The organism is Ralstonia sp. VS2407 (genome assembly GCF_052950655.1).
Genome location: NZ_JBRFVG010000003.1, coordinates 447,838 through 465,468, shown reverse-complemented (window position 1 = coordinate 465,468; position 17,631 = coordinate 447,838). Strand labels below are relative to the sequence as shown.

Below are 17,631 nucleotides of genomic sequence, written 5' to 3'. Positions count from 1 at the left end.
TCTGTCCAAGACCTGATTGACCGCCTCGACCTTGAATTCTTCGGTGTATCTCTGCGCACTCATCGCAACTCCTGTCTAACCTCTAGTTTGAGGCTCACAGGTGTCTACTGGCAGCGGGGCGATTCAACCGTCCAAGGCTTGAATTCCACCCAAAACCCCCGGAGTCCCGCTGTCCAAGGCCCAAGCTCGGCTCTCCAACACCCAAAGCCGAGGGTTTGACCCTCAAGCGCCACGCCTGCACCCCCGCTCACAGCCCTTGGCCCCGCATCCACGCAGCCCCAATCCCCGCCTTTATGCAAAAACCGATGAACATTCCCTGAAACCATTCGTTCCCCGCACAAGACCCGCTCGGTAGTCTTGCTCCTATTCCAAATCCATCAGAGATCAGAAACGGAGCTGCAAGATGATTCGCAAGTTTGTTTTCAACACGCTTGTACGTGCTACGGCGGCTGCCATCGTGGCGGGGGGAACCGTGGGTGCGCATGCGGCAACGACACTGCTGAATGTGTCGTACGACCCGACGCGCGAGCTGTACAAGGAAATCAACACCGAATTCGCCAAGAAGTGGAAGGCCGAAACGGGTGAGGACATCACCCTGCGCGCTTCGCATGGCGGTTCGGGCAAGCAGGCCCGCTCCGTGATCGACGGGCTGGATGCCGATGTGGTGACGCTGGCGCTGGGCTACGACATCGACGCGATCGCCGAGCGCGGCCTGACGGCCAAGGAGTGGCAGAAGCGCCTGCCGCACAACGCCTCGCCGTACACGTCGACCATCGTCTTCCTGGTGCGCAAGGGCAACCCGAAGGGCATCAAGGACTGGAATGACCTGGTCAAGCCCGGCATCGCCGTCATCACGCCCAACCCGAAGACCTCCGGCGGCGCACGCTGGAATTACCTGGCCGCTTGGGCCTACGCACTGAAGCAGCCGGGCGGTTCGGACGCCACCGCCAAGGACTTCGTGCAGAAGCTCTACAAGAACGTGCCGGTGCTCGATTCGGGCGCGCGCGGTGCGACCACCACCTTTACCGAGCGCGGTATCGGCGATGTGCTGATCGCGTGGGAAGACGAAGCGCTGCTGGCCTCGCGCGTGGAAGGCAAGGACAAATTTGACGTGGTGGTGCCGTCGATTTCCATCCTGGCTGAGCCGCCGGTGGCGGTGGTGGACAAGGTGGCCGACAAGAAGTGCACGCGCAAGGCCGCGGAGGCGTATCTCAAGTTCCTGTACACGCCGCAAGGGCAGGAGATCGGTGCGAAGAACTTCTATCGACCGACCGACCCGGCCGTGGCCAAGAAGCACGAGAGCGAATTCCCGAAGGTGAAGCTCATGACCATCGACGACACGTTCGGCGGCTGGCAGAAGGCGCAGAAGACGCACTTTGCCGATGGCGGGCAGTTTGATCAGCTCTATCAACCGGGCAAGTAAGCCCACACGACGTAACGACATCGGGTGATCCGCATCATGCAAATCCTGACGATTTCCGGCAGCCCTTCGGCGCAATCGCGATCCGCGCGCCTGCTGGGCCACGTGCGTGCGCAGCTCCAACGTGCCGGCGAGCAGGCGGACCACCTGGACCTGCGCAGCCTTCCAGCCGACGCGCTGCTGGGTACGCAGGTGTCCGACCCCGCCATCGCCGATGCGGTGGCGCGGGTGGAAGCGGCAGGCGTGGTGATTCTTGCCACGCCGGTCTACAAGGCGGCCTACAGCGGGCTGCTCAAGACGTTTCTCGATCTGCTGCCGCAGAGCGGGCTGCGCGACAAGGTCGTGCTGCCGATTGCCACCGGCGGCAGCCTCGCCCACACGCTGGCGATCGACTACGCGCTGCGCCCTGTGCTGACGGCGCTGGCGGCGCGCTCGATCCTGCCGGGCATCTTTGCAGTCGACTCGCAGATCGTTGTGGCGAATGACGGCGTGAGCGTCGACCCATCGCTGCAGCAGCGCCTGGATGACGGCGTGGAGCGCGTGCATCAGGCACTGGCGCTGGCACGGCATCCGGCTGTGGCGCAGGTCATCGTTTCAAGCCGCAGCGCGGTGCGTGCCGCAACGCTCGCGCATACGCAGGCCAACACGCAGGCCGACATCGAGCGAATGCGATGTCTGGCGTGATGCGCTGACCACGCCGCCTTACACACAGGCTCACTGCTTTCCCGTTGTTGTCACGTCGCGCAGCCGCTGCGCGCGGATCGTGCCGCCCATACACCCCGCATCAACCGAACTTGCCATGAAAACCCACTCGCCCCTGCGCAGGACTCTGACCATTGCCGCCACGCTGCTTGCCATGCTTGGCGCACCCGCCGCATTTGCCAACAGCGATGCGCCGCCCCCGACTGCTGCCAAGCAACTGCGCATCGGCTATCAGAAATACGGCACGCTGACGGTGCTCAAAGCACGCGGCACGTTGGAAAAGCGCCTCGCTTCGCAAGGCATCGAAGTGAAGTGGACCGAGTTTCCGGCGGGCCCCCAGTTGCTGGAAGGGCTGAACGTGGGCGCCATCGATTTCGGCACCACGGGTGAAGCGCCAACGATCTTCGCGTTGGCTGCTGGCGCGCACCTCGTCTATGTCGGCAACCAGCCGCCCGCGCCGGGCGGCGAGGCGATCATCGTGCCGAAGACTTCGCCGCTCAAGAGCGTGGCTGATCTCAAAGGCAAGCGCGTCGCCTTCAACAAGGGCTCGAACGTGCATTACCTGCTGGTGAAGCTGCTGGAAAAGGCCAATGTGCCTTACAGCGATATCCAGCCCGTGTACCTCACGCCTGCCGACGCACGTGCCGCCTTCGAGCGCGGCGCCATCGACGCCTGGGTGATCTGGGACCCGTTCTTTGCCGCAGCCGAACAGCAACTGGGCGCGCGCGTGCTGGCCGACGGCACCGGCGTGGTCAACAACTCACAGTATTTCCTGGCATCGAAGGGCTATGCAGGCGCGCGGCCCGATGTGCTGAACATCGTGCTGGATGAACTGAAGAAGACCGACACGTGGGCCGCTGCCAATCCGAGGGACGTGACGAACATCCTCGGCCCGCAGCTCGGCCTGGAGCCGGCCGTGGTGGCACGTTCGGTGTCGCGCATTGCCTATGGCATCCAGCCCGTCGGCGCAGAAGCCCTGGCTGATCAGCAGCGCATTGCCGATACGTTCCACGCACTGAAGCTGATTCCGCGTCCGGTGAAGGTGGCCGACTCTGCGTGGCAGCCGACGACGCAACAAGCTGCGCGCTGATTGCCATGACCATCGACATCCAACGTCGCCGCCTGCTGAGTGCCACCGTGGCAGGCGCATCGCTCGCCACGCTTGGGCCAGTCGCGCATGCTGCCAATGCCGCAACCGCGGCCCCGGCGGCTGCCGGCCTGCCCAAGGTAACGCCGCCCGCGCAACTACGCATCGGGTTCCAGAAGAGCGCGGTCAACCTCGTCATCGTGAAAGAGAACCGGGCGCTGGAGCAGCGCTTTCCGGGCACGAAGATCAGTTGGCTGGAGTTTCCGGCCGGGCCGCAGCAACTCGAAGCGCTGTCTGCAGGCAGTCTCGACCTCGCCATCACGGGCGATACGCCGCCGGTGTTCGCGCAGGCTGCCGGCAAGGATTTGCGCTACGTAGGCGTGGAGCCGCCCAAGCCGGACAGCTCCGCCATCCTCGTGCAGCAGGATTCGACGCTCAAGACGCTGGCCGACCTGAAGGGCAAGCGCGTGGCGCTGCAAAAGGGTTCGAGCGCGCATTTCCTGATCGTGCGGGGCCTGCAGAAGGGCGGGCTGAGCTTTGCCGACATCCAGCCCGTGTACCTGACGCCGGCCGATGCGCGTGCCGCCTTCGAGCGCGGCAGCGTCGACGCCTGGGGCATCTGGGATCCGTACTACGCCGCCACCGAACTGGCGATCAAGCCGCGCGTGCTGGCCACCGGCCGCACGCTCACGTCCAACAACTCGTTCTACTTCGCGCCGACGGCCTTTACGGACAAGCACGGCGACACCATCGCCGCCATCTTTGCAGAGCTGTCGCGCGCCGACCGCCTCGTGCAGGACAACCGCAAGGAGGCCGCCCAGCGCATTGCAGATTTCTCGGGGCTATCGCTGGCAACGGTGCACCTGTTCCTGTCGCGCCGGCCGCCGTCGCCCGTGCGGCCCGTCACGCCCGAAGCGGTTGCCGAGCAGCAGCGCGTGGCCGATGCCTTCCACGGGCTGGGGCTGATTCCGCGCCCGGTCAAGCCGATCGAACTGGTCTGGCACCCGACCCCGGCGCAACTGGCCATTGCCCGCGCTTGAGTCGTTGCGCTGATCTGAGAACAACACAGTCCAAGGAGCTTTCATGCAAGTTTTCTGGTTCATCCCGACGCACGGCGACAGCCGTTATCTCGGCACTGCCGAGGGCGCGCGCCAGGTCGATCACACCTATCTGCAGCAGGTGGCCGTGGCCGCCGATACGCTCGGCTACGAGGGCGTGCTGATTCCCACCGGCCGCTCGTGCGAAGACCCGTGGATCGTGGCCGCGAGCCTGATTCCGGTGACGAAGCGTCTGCGCTTTCTGGTGGCGGTGCGCCCGGGGCTGATGGCGCCGACGCTGGCCGCGCGCATGGCCGCCACGTACGACCGTTTGTCGAATGGCCGCTTGCTGGTGAACCTCGTCACGGGTGGTGACCCGTCGGAGCTGGCCGGCGATGGCCTGTTCCTGGACCACGCGCAACGCTACGAAGCCTCGGAAGAATTCATCCGCATCTGGCGCGAAACGCTGGCGGCCAGCCACGAAGGCGCTGCGTTGGATTACACCGGCAAGCACCTCAGCGTGAAGGGCGCGAAGGTGCTGTATCCGCCCGTGCAGCGGCCGCATCCGCCGGTGTATTTCGGTGGGTCGTCGGAGGCGGCGCACGAACTCGCAGCGGAGCAGGTCGACACGTATCTCACCTGGGGCGAACCGCCTGCCGCCGTGGCCGAAAAGCTGGCCGACGTGCGGGCGCGCGCTGCCAAGCATGGCCGCACCGTGCGCTTCGGTATCCGCCTGCACGTGATCGTGCGCGAGACGGATGAAGAAGCCTGGGCGGCTGCAGACAAGCTCATCAGCAAGCTTGACGACGACACCGTGGCGCGCGCGCAAGAGGCGTTCCGCAAGATGGATTCGGCCGGCCAGCAACGCATGGCCGCGCTGCATGCCAACGGCGGCAAGCGCACGCGTGCCGATCTGGAAATCAGCCCGAACCTGTGGGCCGGCGTGGGTCTGGTGCGCGGTGGTGCCGGCACGGCGCTGGTGGGCGATCCGCACACCGTGGCCGCGCGCATGCAGGAATACGCGGAGCTGGGCATCGATACGTTCGTGCTCTCGGGTTATCCGCATCTGGAAGAGGCCTACCGCTTTGCCGAACTGGTGTTCCCGCTGTTGCCGCGCTCGGTGCGCGACAAGCTGCCGGGCAACGTGCTGAACGGCCCGTTTGGCGAAGTGATTGCCACCGGCATCGTGCCGCGCGTGGCGGCAAGCTGAGCCTAGAGGAGCCGGGCGATGGCATCCGAGTCGACAACGAAATCAACATCGAAGAAACCGAAGGCGAACACCTTCCTGCGGTCCACCCAGCAGCGCCTGGCCCCGTGGATCGTGCCGCTGGTGCTGCTGGTGCTGTGGCAGGCCTCGGCCCAATGGGGCTGGCTGTCGAACCGCATCCTGCCGGCACCACTGGACGTGGCAAAGGCCGCTATTGCGCTCGCACGCTCCGGCGAGCTGTGGACGCACGTGGCCGTGAGCACGTGGCGCGCGCTGCTGGGCTTTGCGATCGGTGGTTCGCTGGGGCTGGCGCTGGGCTTGCTGACTGGCACCTTCCGCACCGCCGAGACACTGCTCGACACCACGCTGCAGATGGTCCGCAACATCCCGGTGCTGGCGCTGATTCCGCTGGTGATCCTGTGGTTCGGCATCGACGAGTCGGCCAAGCTATTTCTTGTCTCGCTGGGCGTGTTCTTTCCGATCTACCTGAACACGTATCACGGCATCCGCTCGGTCGATCCGGCCCTGGTGGAGATGGCACGGAGCTACGGCCTGTCGCGTGCGCAGCTGTATCGCGAGGTGATCCTGCCGGGGGCGCTGCCGCAGATCCTGGTGGGCGTGCGCTTCTCGCTCGGCCTGATGTGGGTGACGCTGATTGTGGCGGAGACGGTGTCTGCGCAGGCCGGCATCGGCTACATGACGATGAATGCGCGCGAGTTCCTGCAGACCGACGTGGTGCTGCTGGGCATCCTGCTGTACGCGCTGCTGGGCAAGCTGGCGGATTGGCTGTCGCGTGCGCTGGAGCGCTTCTGGCTGCGCTGGCACCCTGGTTATCAAGCGGCGGCCTGAGGCTGAATTGGAGAGACGCATGCAAAGCAACGCCACTGAACACGCCGCGCTGGCCGGCACCGCATTGCACATCGAGCACGTCGTCAAACGCTATGGCGACCGTGAAGTGCTGCACGGTATCGATCTGGACATCACCCCGGGCGAGTTTGTTGTCATCGTCGGGCGCAGCGGCTGCGGCAAGAGCACGCTGCTGCGGTTGATTGCCGGGTTGGAAGGCATCGACGATGGCCACCTGCGTCGCGATGGCGAAGCTGAAGACGGCCTGCACGACGATGCGCGCGTGATGTTCCAGGATGCCCGCCTGCTGCCGTGGAAGAAGGTGCTCGACAACGTCGCGTTGGGCTTGCCGAAAACACAGCGCGCGCAGGCCGCTGAAGTGCTGGCGCAAGTCGGTCTGGCCGAGCGGGCAGGCGAGTGGCCGGCACGCCTGTCGGGCGGGCAGCGCCAGCGCGTGGCATTGGCGCGTGCGCTGGTGCATCGGCCGCGCTTGCTGCTGCTGGACGAGCCGCTGGGCGCGCTGGATGCGCTTACCCGCATCGACATGCAGAACCTCATCGAAGGCCTGTGGCAACGCCTTGGCTTTACCGCCGTGCTGGTCACGCACGATGTGGCCGAGGCGGTGGCGCTGGCCGACCGCGTGGTGCTGATCGAAGACGGCCGCATTGCGCTGGACGAACGCATTGATCTGCCGCGTCCGCGCCATCGTGGTTCGCCCGCGTTTGCCCGGCTGGAAGAGGCGATCCTCAATCGCGTGATGCAGCGCAAGATCGATCCGAACGAAGTGACCGATGTGCGCTCGCACACGGCGTGGGCATCACCCTTTGACGTGTCCGCCACCGCCGTGCGCTGGGCCGTGTAAGGCGCTGCAAACCTTTCTGCTGAAAACATTCATTGGCACGTAGTGCCGTTGTCATCTAAGAAGGAACATCATGAGCATCCAAGCGATTAACGTACGCAACCAGTTTCGCGGGCAGATCAAGGAGATCATCCGGGGCGACGTGCTCTCGGAGATCGACGTGGAGACCCCGGCAGGCATCGTCACCTCGGTCATCACCACGCGCTCGGTCGACAACCTCGGCCTGAAGATCGGTAGCGAAGTGGTTGCGCTGGTGAAGGCGACTGAAGTCTCGATCGCCAAACTGTAAGGACGGGGAGGAGACGGCGACCCAACAAGGAGCCTCACCCATGAGCCTGATGCACACCACCGCACTCGCACAATTTCTCGGCACGCTGCCCAGCGCCCCGACGCCGGACCGCCACTTGTGGCGCGACGCCGCCGGCCGCGTGCAGGGCCAGTTCTTCCACTGCGCGCTGACCAGCCTGTTTGAACCGGTCTGGCAGCTTGCCGCCGAAGGCGCGCTCGCACCCGCCGGCCACGAAGCGCTGATGCGCACCTGGACGCGCGACGGAGATCTCGGCCTGAACCCGTGGAAGGTGTTTTCGCTGGCGTCGGATGACGGCACGCTGGTCGAGCTGGACCGCCTGTGCCGGCTGGTGCATACGCTCAACTATTTTTCCCGCACCGATGCGCGGCGGCTGGTCGTCAATGTGCATGGCCGGTTGCTGGCGGCGGTGGCGGCCGACCACGGCAAGGCGTTTCACCGTGCGGTGACGGCGCTGGGGCTGCATCCCGAGCAGTTGGTCATCCAGGTGCCGTCCACGGCCAATGACGATCTGGGGCTGTTGCTGTTCGTGGTGGACAACTACCGGCGCAACGGTTTCGCCGTGGCCGTGCAGGCATCGGACCCGGCGGAAGCGGGCGCGCTGCTCGTGCACGCCAGGCCGGCTTATCTGAAGCTCGATGCGCGGCGTGATTGGCGTACGCGTAACGTGGTGTCGCTGGCCGATTCGGCGCGTGAGCTGGGCGTGACGCTGGCGTTGCGGCGTTGCGAGCGCCCGAGCGACCTGGAACTGGCCCGCGCTGCAGGTATCACGTATGTGCAGGGCAGCATCCTGCCCGGCGCGGAACCCGAGCCGGAGGCTGCACCCACGCCACTGGTGATACCGATGGCGCAGGCGCCGCTGGTGCAACAGCAGCAATGCGCGGCGTCATTTCTCTGACGCAATGAGCACGGTATGGCACGCAGCGCACCCGCAACCGCATCGGACGCATCCGCCTGGCAGTGGCCGGCAGACGCCGTCATCCTGACCGTTCCTGGCTTGCATGGCAGCGGCCCCGGCCACTGGCAGACGCGCTGGGAGCAGCGCTTCCCGGCGTGGCGCCGCGTGGAGCAGAGCGACTGGGCGACGCCAGATCTGCCGCGCTGGTCTGCCCGTGTGGGCGAAGCGGTGGATGCGGCAGTCGCCGAGCGTCCGCCGACGCGCAGCCGGCGCCCGGTGATCCTGGTGGCGCATAGCTTTGGCTGCCTGGCGTCGTTGCACTGGGCGGTGCAGACCAAGGCGGCGGTGGCGGCGGTGCTGCTCGTCGCGCCGGCGGATCCGGACAAGTTTGGCGTGCGGGATCTGCTGCCCGGCCATACGCTGCCGTTTCCGGCCACGCTCGTCGCCAGCCGTAACGATCCGTGGATGCCGCAAGGCAGCGCCATCGACTGGGCCGCGAGGTGGGGCACGGAATTCGTCGACGCCGGCGAGGCCGGCCATATCAACGCCGACTCCAACCTCGGTGAATGGGACGCCGGCCTGGACTTGCTCGACCGCCTGATCGGCCGGGCAAGTGCACAGGACACCACCCGCGACGGCGCCGACTGGCAAGCGCAGTGGGATGTCTTACCCAGCACTCCTTATATCTAAAACGATGATGCACATGCGCAAATATTCGTTTTCGTCATAAGAACGGTCCGCCACAATCGGTTCATCTGCATATCGGCCGCAGTGTTTTGCTCTGCGGCCCTTTTTTATCGGTGCGCTGATGAGCCTGTCTTCTGCGTTTTCTTTGTCCAGGCGGCCTAAGCCCGCCAATGTGCTGCCCGGCTTCGGGCTGGCGCTGGGCTTCTCGCTCCTGTATCTCGCGCTGATCGTCCTGATCCCGCTGTCGGCAACGGTCCTCAAGACGTTCACCATGACGTGGGACGCGTTCTGGACGACCGTCACCGCGCCGCGTGTGGTGGCGTCGTACAAGCTGACGTTCGGTGCCTCATTGATTGCCGCGGTGATCAACCTCGTGTTCGGGCTGATCGTGGCGTGGGTGCTGGTGCGCTATCGCTTCCCGGGCAAGCGGCTGATCGATGCGCTGGTGGATCTGCCGTTTGCGCTGCCGACCGCGGTGGCCGGCATTGCGCTCACCGCGTTGTACGCGCCGAATGGCTGGATCGGCTCACGGCTGGAGCCGCTGGGGCTGAAGGTCGCGTTCACGCCGCTGGGCATCGTGGTGGCGCTGACGTTTATCGGCCTGCCGTTTGTCGTGCGCACGGTGCAGCCGGTGCTCGAAGACCTGGAGGCCGAACTGGAAGAAGCGGCAGCCAGCCTGGGCGCCACGCGCTGGCAGACCTTCATTCGCGTGATTCTGCCGACCTTGCTGCCCGCATTGCTGACCGGTTTTGCGCTGGCTTTTGCGCGCGCCACCGGAGAGTACGGCTCGGTCATCTTCATTGCCGGCAACATGCCGATGGTTTCCGAAATCACGCCGCTGATGATCTATTCCAAGCTGGAGCAATTCGATTACGCAGGCGCCACGGCCATTGCCGTTGTCATGCTCGGTATCTCGTTCACGCTGCTGCTGGTGATCAACCTGCTGCAAGCCTGGACGCGCCGCCGTGGCAATCGCAATGACGCCATCGAGCGTGCCCCAGAACCCCCGACCGCCCATGCGGCAGCAGGAGCCTGACATGGCCGGTACTGTCTCCCGTCAACTCGGTCAGGCGCCCGCTGTGGGCCGCCGTGGCGCCACCGCAGAATCTGCGTGGGTGCGCGCAACGCTGATCCTCGTTTCGTTCGTGTTCCTGGCGCTGTTCCTGTTCGTGCCGCTGGCGAGCGTGTTTGTCGAGGCGTTCAAGAAGGGCGTCGACGTGTATCTCGAAGCGCTCGTCGAGCCCGATGCGCTCTCGGCAATCGGCCTCACGCTCACGATTGCGGCGATTGCCGTGCCGCTGAACGTGGTGTTTGGCGTGGCGGCGGCGTGGGCAATCGCCAAGTTCGAGTTTCGCGGCAAGAACCTGCTGCTGACGTTGATCGACTTGCCGTTCTCGGTGTCGCCCGTCATTGCCGGGTTGATCTACGTGCTGCTGTTTGGCGCGCAGGGGTGGTTCGGGCCGTATCTGTCGGACCACGACTTCAAGGTCATCTTTGCGGTGCCCGGCATTGTGCTGGCGACGGTGTTTGTCACGTTTCCGTTTGTGGCGCGCGAGCTGATTCCGCTCATGCAGGCGCAGGGCAGCGAAGAGGAAGAGGCCGCCATCGTGCTCGGCGCATCGGGCTGGCAGACGTTCTTTCGCGTGACGCTGCCGAACATCAAGTGGGGCCTGTTGTACGGCGTGATCCTCTGCAACGCGCGGGCGATGGGCGAATTTGGCGCAGTGTCGGTGGTGTCGGGCCACATTCGCGGGCTGACCAACACGATGCCGCTGCACGTGGAAATTCTCTACAACGAATACAACTTTGCGGCCGCATTTGCCGTGGCGTCGCTGCTGACATTGCTGGCGCTCGTCACGCTGGCGCTGAAGACGCTGGTCGAATGGCGCAGCCGCCGCGAGCTGGCTGATGCAGATGCCGGCGTGGGCGAAGGCCCGGGCGCGCGCGTCGCACCGTTATCGTCACCATCGATTTCGCATTCGCACGTCTCCGTGCAATCTCCGCTCGAAGGGGCAGCATGAGCAGTAAGCAGGGGCCCCGCGCAGCGGGGATGCGCACGACCGCGAATGTTGCCGGTCACCGACACCGCGACGGGCGAGTTATCGATATGTGTAATGAGGTGAACGCAGCATGAGCATCCAGGTTCAACACATCACCAAGCGCTTTGGCAACTTCGTGGCCCTCAACGATGTCTCGCTCGACTTCAAGCAGGGCGAACTGACTGCGCTGCTGGGTCCGTCTGGCTGCGGCAAGACCACGCTGCTGCGCATCATCGCGGGGCTGGAGCATGCCGATTCGGGCAGCATCCACCTGAACGGCGAAGACGCATCGGACCAGCATGTGCGCGAGCGCCAGGTCGGTTTTGTGTTCCAGCATTACGCGCTGTTCAAGCACATGACGGTGTTCGAGAACGTGGCCTTCGGCCTGCGTGTGAAACCGCGTGCGCAGCGGCCGGGCGAAGCGCGGATCCGCGCCAAGGTGAAGGAACTGCTGGAACTTGTGCAGCTGGATTGGCTGGCCGATCGTTACCCGCCGCAGCTGTCAGGCGGACAGCGTCAGCGCATTGCCCTGGCGCGCGCGCTGGCGGTGGAACCGCGTGTGCTGCTGCTCGACGAACCCTTCGGCGCGCTCGACGCCAAGGTGCGCAAGGAACTGCGCCGCTGGCTGCGCCGCCTGCACGACGATCTGCATGTCACGAGCCTGTTCGTGACGCACGACCAGGAAGAGGCGCTGGAAGTGGCCGACAACGTGGTGCTGATGAACCGCGGCCAAGTGGAGCAGGTCGGCAGCCCCGATGCGGTCTACAACACGCCGGCCACGCCGTTCGTCTACGGCTTCCTGGGCAACGTGAACCTGTTCCACGGCCGCCTGGAAGAAGGCGAGGGCGGCAGCGTGCTGCACGTGGGTGATTCGGCCATCGCCGTGCCGTCGGGCGGCGTGGATTCGTCGCGCGCCGATCAGGCGGTGGCCTTCGTGCGCCCGCATGAGATCGATCTGGAGCGCTATGCGCCTGGCGCCGAGGGCATTCCCGTGACGCTGCGCCGCGCGCTCACGCTGGGCGCCATCGCGCAGCTGGAGCTGGAGCGCGAAGACACTGACGACATCATCGAAGTCTCCCTGCCCATCGAGCGCTTTCGCGCCGAGGGCTTCCGTGAAGGTGAAACGCTGGTGGTGCGCCCGCGCGCGATCCGCGTGTTCGCGCAAGGCAATGCACGGCCCGTCGCGCAGGCCGCCGTGTAACACGACGCTCCGACGACAACCCATACGAGAGGACACGAGCCATGAACTTCCAGCAACTGCGTTCCATCCGCGAGGCGGTGCGCCGCCAGTTCAACCTGACCGAAGTCGCCAACGCGCTGTACACGTCGCAGCCCGGTGTGTCGCGGCAGATTCGCGAGCTGGAGGATGAGCTTGGCGTGGAGATTTTCGAGCGCTACGGCAAGCGGCTGACGGGCCTGACCGAACCGGGCCGCGAGATCGTCCGCATTGTCGAGCGCCTGCTGCTCGAAGCCGAAAACCTGCGCCAGGCCGGCGAGGAATTCTCCGGCCGACAATCCGGCCGCCTGACCGTGGCGACCACGCACACGCAGGCCCGCTATGCGCTGCCGAAGGTGGTGCAGTCGTTCCGCAAGGAGTATCCGCACGTCACGCTGGCACTGCAGGAGGCATCGCCCTCGCACATCGTCGAACTGCTGCTGACGGGGCAGGCCGATATCGGTATCGCCACCGAGGCCGTGGCCAACGAGCCGGGGTTGACGTCGTTCGAGGCGTACCGCTGGCGTCACGTGCTGGTAGTCAGCCCGGACCATCCGCTGACGAAGAACCCGCTCCCGACGCTGGAAGACGTGGCGCAATACCCCCTCATCACGTACGACGCGGGCTTCACGGGCCGCCGCAACATCGACGCGGCATTTGCCGGCGCCTGCCTGCACCCCGAAATCGTGCTGACCGCCATGGACGCCGACGTGATCAAGACCTACGTGGCGCTGGATGTGGGAGTGGGCATCATCGCGTCGATGGCGTATGACGGGCGCAAGGACGACAACCTCGTCTGCATCGGGGCAGATCACTTGTTCGAGCCGAACACGACGCGTGTGGCGGTGCGCCGCGGCGCGTATCTGCGGGGCTACGCGCACGACTTCATCGGCATGTTCGCGCCACACCTCTCCCGCGAGACAGTGGCGGAGGCAGTGGCTTCCACGGTGGTGGCGCAATCCGCGCGGGAGGCACTGGCGGCGTAATCGTCCCGCAGGCGGAGCCGGTTGCGCGCCGTTCATCCGCCCAATTGCACCATTCGTCGCATCCGCATGGCGCCTGCCCAGGCGTCATTCCTATACTGCGGGCATCCTCGGTTCCGCCAGAGACCGCCATGTCCGCCGTGCCTTACACCCCAATTTCGCAATCCGTTGAATCCGACGACGTGCTGCTGCGCCGCGCTCGCCACCGCGCCGGCGCTCGCCTGGGGTTCCGCATTCACCTGCTGTCGTTCCTGGCCGTGAACGCAGGGTTGGCGGCGATTGCGCTATCGCACGGGCAGTTCTGGTTTGTGTGGCCGCTGCTGGGCTGGGGGTTGGGCCTGGCTGCGCACGGCCTGAGCTTGGCCTGGAGCCAGGGCAACGGCTACCAGCGCATGGTCGATCAGGAACTCGCCCGTCTGCGCGAGCAGGCCGGCCGCCGTTAATGCGGGAAACCCCAAGCTTCAACCCCGGAGAACCGTCCGGTAAGATCGCCCGCATGTTCGCCAATGTGTCGCTCCCTTCGCTTGCAGACTGCCTGCACCTTGCCCGGCGCTGGGTGATCCGCTATGCGGTCATCATCGTCATCAATACGCTGATTGCGGCCGTGCTTGCGTTCGGTATCCGGCCAGAAGAGACCTTCTGGAAAGACTTCGTATTCAGCCAGGCGATCGGGCTGTCGATGTTCTCGTTGATCGGCATACCGCGCCACGTGCTCTGGGGTGACGGGCCGCCCAACAAAAAGGTGTTCCCGTGGATCATCGTGGGCGCGGTGCTGATCGGCGTGCCGTTTGGCCAGTGGATCGCGCGGACGATCCTGTGCTTGCACAACCCGAACCCGGAACCCTGGCGCGCCGACAGCCTGCGCATGAGTTTCATCATCGCCATGCTGGCCGCCCTTGGCGCAACGTATTACTACTGGTCACGCGGCAAGCTGGCGGCATTGCAGCGCCAGGCTGCGCTCGACGCGCTGGAGCGCGAAGAGGCCGAGAAGCAGGTCGTGCGCGCGCAGTTGATGGCGCTGCAGGCACAGATCGAGCCCCACTTCCTGTTCAATTCACTGGCCCACGTCGATGTGCTGATTGCGCGGGACCCGGCCGGCGCGCGGCGCCTGCTGCAGCATCTGATCGGCTTTCTGCGCAGCTCGCTCTCGCACGCGCGCGCCGAGCAGTGCACGCTGGCTCAGGAATTTGCGCTGCTGCGCGCGTATCTCGACATCCAGGCGTTGCGCTTTGGCAATCGCCTGCGTTTCTCCTTGGCGCTGGACGATGCCATCGCCAACATCGTCATCCCGCCGATGCTGATTCAGCCGCTGGTGGAAAACGCCGTGGTGCACGGCATCGAACCTGCGCGCGAGGGCGGGGAGATCGCCCTGTCTGCTCGCTTGGCTGCAGGCAGCGAGGGCGAGCGCCTCGTGCTGGAAGTGCGCGACACGGGCGTCGGTTTCGGCAACGACGGCGCCACGGGCTCGGGGCTGGGCCTTACGCACGTGCGCGAACGCCTGTCGCGCCTGTTTGACGGCGATGCGCGCCTGACCATCACCGAGACCGTGCCGCACGGCGTGACGATCATCGTCGAATTGCCGCTGGCGCACGAAACGTCGCCTGCACCGTCTCAACCCGACGCGCCGGAATGGCGCTGCCGCTTCTCGCGCTCAACCGCCAACGCCACCGGCGCGCTCTCATCGCGCGCATCCGCCGGAACCTGATCGATGCCTGCTTCCCCACGCGTGCTCATTGCCGACGACGAACCGGCACTGGCTGAAAACCTCGTCGCTGAGCTGACGGCGCTCTGGCCCGATGCCACGCTGCTGCCGGCCGTGCACGATGGCCAATCCGTGCTCGATGTAATTGACGATGCGGCCGATGGGCAGGGGCCTGATGTGGTCTTTCTCGACATCCGCATGCCGGGGTTGTCGGGCATTGATGTGGCGCGCGAACTATCGCAGCGGGAGATGCGTCCGCTGGTGGCGTTCGTTACCGCATATGACCAGTTCGCGCTCGACGCCTTTGAGCAAGCCGCGGTCGACTACGTGCTCAAGCCCGTTCAGACCGAGCGCCTGGCCGAGACCGTCAAGAGGCTGAAGGACCGGCTCGGCGCGCGCCCGAACGGCAACGCCGGCGCCACCGCCGCCGCCACGGACCCAGCGCAGACGCTGGCTGAACTCGTCGAGCGCCTTGCCGGGCTGCAGGGCGCTGCCCAAACGCGTGCCACCCCGCAGGGCGGCTATCTGCGCTTCATCAAGGCGCTGGTCGGGCAGGAGGTGCGCTTCATCCCGGTGGATGACGTGATCTACTTGGAAGCGACTGACAAGTACGTCAACGTGGTGGCCGGCAGTGGCGAATCCCTCATCCGTACCAGCCTGCGCGATTTGCTGACCCAGTTGGACCCCGAGCACTTCTGGCAGGTGCATCGCGGCACGGTGGTCAACGTGGCGCATGTGTCGAGTGCCGTGCATCTGTCGCTGGGCCGCCTGGGGCTGAAGATACGCGGGCGCGCGGAGACGCTGCCGGTGGCGCGGCAATACGCGCATTTGTTCCGGCAGATGTAGTCGCCGCAGGGGCGGGTCCGCTATGATCCTTCGTGTCGTCAACGGATCGAGAGAGCGAGAGCACCCGCCATGGAGACACCAGCCGCACGCCCCGCCAGCCACGTTGCCGAGCCACGCCACGGCGGCCAGATTCTTGTTGATGCACTGGTGGCCCACGGCGTCGATGTGGCCTTCGGCGTGCCCGGCGAGAGCTACCTCTCGGTGCTCGAAGGCTTCTACCAGCGCCGCGACCGCGCACGCTTCATCGTCTGCCGGCAAGAGGGCGGCGCCGCCAACATGGCGGATGCCTACGGCAAGCTCACCGGCCGCCCCGGCATCGTCTTCTGCACACGCGGGCCGGGCGCCGCCAACGCCAGCATTGGCGTCCACACAGCGTTTCAAGACTCCACGCCGCTGATCCTCTTCATCGGCCAGGTCGGCCGCGATTTCGTCGATCGCGAAGCGTTCCAGGAAATCGACTACCGCCGCATGTTCGGGCAGATGGCCAAGTGGGTCGCGCAGATCGATAGCGTCGAGCGCATCCCCGAACACATCGCACGCGCTTTCCAGACCGCCACCGCGGGCCGCCCCGGCCCGGTTGTGCTGGCGCTGCCCGAAGACATGCTGACCGACGTCGCCACCGTGGCCGATGTGCCGCCAATGCCTCGCGCGATGGCGTGGCCCGGCCCGCATGACCTTGCGCAACTGAAGACGCTGTTGCAGAACGCCGAGCGGCCGATGCTGCTGCTGGGCGGTTCCGGCTGGACGCCGCAAGCTGCCGCCCGCATGCAAGCCTTTGCCGAGCGCTGGAATCTGCCCGCAGGCTGCGTGTTCCGCCGGCAAGACCTGTTCGACAACCGCCACCCGAATTACGCCGGCGATGTCGGTATCGCCATCAACCCGAAGCTCGCAGCGCGCGTCAAAGACGCCGACTTGGTACTCGCCATCGGCACACGCCTGGGCGAGATGACGACCTCGGGCTACATGCTCTTCGATGTGCCGCGCCCAAAGCAGACCTTGGTGCATGTGCATGCCGGCGCAGAAGAGTTGGGGCGCGTCTACCAGGCCGACCTGATGATTCACGCGTCGATGCCCGCGATGGCCGAAGCGCTGGATAGTATGTCGCCTGATGCGCCGCCGCGGTGGTCCGACTGGACAGAAGCCGCCAACGCCGACTACCGCGCCAACATCGCGCCGCCGCCGTTCGGTGGCAAGGGCATCGACATGGCCCGCGCCATGCAATGGCTGCGCGAGCGTCTGCCGCACAACAGCATCCTGACCAACGGCGCCGGCAACTACGCCACGTGGCTGCATCGCTTCTATCAGTATGGTGCGCTGGCGTCGGGCTCGCGTACGCAGCTCGCGCCGACGAGCGGGGCGATGGGCTATGGGGCGCCCGCCGCAGTGGCGGGCAAGATCATCTGCCCTGACACGCCCGTCATCTGCATGGCTGGCGACGGTTGCTTCCTGATGAACGGCCAGGAGCTGGCGACCGCCATGCAGTACAACGCGCCGGTGATCTTTATCGTGGTCAACAACGGCATGTACGGCACCATCCGCATGCACCAGGAGCGCGAGTACCCCGAGCACGTGAGCGGGACCGAGCTGCGCAACCCCGACTTTGCCGCGCTCGCCAGAGCCTACGGCGCCGAGGGGCATACGGTACGTTCGCTCGAAGGCTTCCAGTCGGCGGTGGAAACCGCGCTGGCGGCAAGCGTTGCGTCCGTCATTGAGGTGCAGACCGATCCGAACATCATCAGCCCGCGCGCGACGATCGATTCGTTGCGTGCACAGTCGCGCAGTTGATTCCGCTTTC

18 protein-coding genes are annotated in these 17,631 nt (G+C 65.7%); all 18 read left to right on the top strand.

The window, feature by feature from the left end:
* Positions 1–403: 403 nt before the first annotated feature.
* The 18 genes from ACU8YE_RS07835 to ACU8YE_RS07750 all read left to right on the top strand — a co-directional run bounded on the left by ACU8YE_RS07835 (position 404) and on the right by ACU8YE_RS07750 (position 17,621).
* A complete protein-coding gene (locus ACU8YE_RS07835; protein ID WP_446928455.1) occupies positions 404–1,423 on the top strand; it encodes a sulfate ABC transporter substrate-binding protein in 1,020 nt (339 codons plus the stop codon).
* A gap of 36 nt (positions 1,424–1,459) precedes the next feature.
* Complete coding sequence (gene ssuE / locus ACU8YE_RS07830) at positions 1,460–2,104, top strand: NADPH-dependent FMN reductase (protein WP_446928454.1); 645 nt, start codon at positions 1,460–1,462, stop codon at positions 2,102–2,104.
* Between the two features lie 115 nt (positions 2,105–2,219).
* Positions 2,220–3,212, top strand: a complete 993-nt coding sequence (locus ACU8YE_RS07825; protein WP_446928453.1) for a sulfonate ABC transporter substrate-binding protein — start codon at positions 2,220–2,222, stop codon at positions 3,210–3,212.
* Between the two features lie 5 nt (positions 3,213–3,217).
* Positions 3,218–4,249, top strand: a complete 1,032-nt coding sequence (locus tag ACU8YE_RS07820; protein ID WP_446928452.1) for an aliphatic sulfonate ABC transporter substrate-binding protein — start codon at positions 3,218–3,220, stop codon at positions 4,247–4,249.
* 43 nt (positions 4,250–4,292) lie between these two features.
* Positions 4,293–5,456, top strand: a complete 1,164-nt coding sequence (gene ssuD, locus ACU8YE_RS07815) for an FMNH2-dependent alkanesulfonate monooxygenase (RefSeq protein WP_446928451.1) — start codon at positions 4,293–4,295, stop codon at positions 5,454–5,456.
* Between the two features lie 18 nt (positions 5,457–5,474).
* A complete protein-coding gene (gene ssuC, locus ACU8YE_RS07810) occupies positions 5,475–6,302 on the top strand; it encodes an aliphatic sulfonate ABC transporter permease SsuC (protein ID WP_446928450.1) in 828 nt (275 codons plus the stop codon).
* A gap of 19 nt (positions 6,303–6,321) precedes the next feature.
* Positions 6,322–7,161, top strand: a complete 840-nt coding sequence (locus tag ACU8YE_RS07805; RefSeq protein ID WP_446928449.1) for an ATP-binding cassette domain-containing protein — start codon at positions 6,322–6,324, stop codon at positions 7,159–7,161.
* A 70-nt stretch (positions 7,162–7,231) separates the two neighbouring features.
* The gene (locus tag ACU8YE_RS07800; RefSeq protein ID WP_024975856.1) at positions 7,232–7,447 is read left to right on the top strand and encodes a TOBE domain-containing protein; all 216 of its coding nucleotides are present in this window, start codon (positions 7,232–7,234) and stop codon (positions 7,445–7,447) included.
* Between the two features lie 40 nt (positions 7,448–7,487).
* Positions 7,488–8,363, top strand: a complete 876-nt coding sequence (locus ACU8YE_RS07795; RefSeq protein WP_446928448.1) for an EAL domain-containing protein — start codon at positions 7,488–7,490, stop codon at positions 8,361–8,363.
* Positions 8,364–8,378: 15 nt separating this feature from the next.
* Positions 8,379–9,053: an RBBP9/YdeN family alpha/beta hydrolase gene (locus tag ACU8YE_RS07790; protein ID WP_446928447.1), complete on the top strand. Its 675-nt coding sequence runs from the start codon at positions 8,379–8,381 to the stop codon at positions 9,051–9,053.
* Positions 9,054–9,171: 118 nt separating this feature from the next.
* On the top strand, positions 9,172–10,086 hold the full coding sequence (cysT, locus tag ACU8YE_RS07785; RefSeq protein WP_446928446.1) for a sulfate ABC transporter permease subunit CysT: 915 nt from the start codon (positions 9,172–9,174) through the stop codon (positions 10,084–10,086).
* Position 10,087: 1 nt separating this feature from the next.
* Complete coding sequence (cysW, locus tag ACU8YE_RS07780; RefSeq protein WP_446928445.1) at positions 10,088–11,071, top strand: sulfate ABC transporter permease subunit CysW; 984 nt, start codon at positions 10,088–10,090, stop codon at positions 11,069–11,071.
* Positions 11,072–11,180: 109 nt separating this feature from the next.
* Positions 11,181–12,290, top strand: a complete 1,110-nt coding sequence (locus ACU8YE_RS07775) for a sulfate/molybdate ABC transporter ATP-binding protein (protein ID WP_446928444.1) — start codon at positions 11,181–11,183, stop codon at positions 12,288–12,290.
* Positions 12,291–12,331: 41 nt separating this feature from the next.
* Positions 12,332–13,291 (top strand): CysB family HTH-type transcriptional regulator, encoded by a 960-nt coding sequence (locus tag ACU8YE_RS07770; protein WP_446928443.1) that lies wholly within the window; start codon positions 12,332–12,334, stop codon positions 13,289–13,291.
* A 128-nt stretch (positions 13,292–13,419) separates the two neighbouring features.
* Positions 13,420–13,731, top strand: coding sequence for a 2TM domain-containing protein (locus ACU8YE_RS07765; protein ID WP_440838303.1), 312 nt, complete (start codon positions 13,420–13,422; stop codon positions 13,729–13,731).
* Positions 13,731–14,993 carry a histidine kinase gene (locus ACU8YE_RS07760; protein WP_440838302.1) on the top strand — a complete coding sequence of 421 codons (1,263 nt, stop codon included), beginning with the start codon at positions 13,731–13,733 and terminating at the stop codon, positions 14,991–14,993. Before ACU8YE_RS07765 ends, ACU8YE_RS07760 begins: the two co-directional genes overlap by 1 nt.
* 3 nt (positions 14,994–14,996) lie before the next feature.
* Entirely contained in the window at positions 14,997–15,836 is an 840-nt protein-coding gene (locus tag ACU8YE_RS07755; RefSeq protein WP_446928442.1) for a LytR/AlgR family response regulator transcription factor, read from the top strand.
* Between the two features lie 69 nt (positions 15,837–15,905).
* Positions 15,906–17,621, top strand: coding sequence for a thiamine pyrophosphate-binding protein (locus ACU8YE_RS07750; RefSeq protein WP_446928441.1), 1,716 nt, complete (start codon positions 15,906–15,908; stop codon positions 17,619–17,621).
* Positions 17,622–17,631 lie beyond the last annotated feature (10 nt).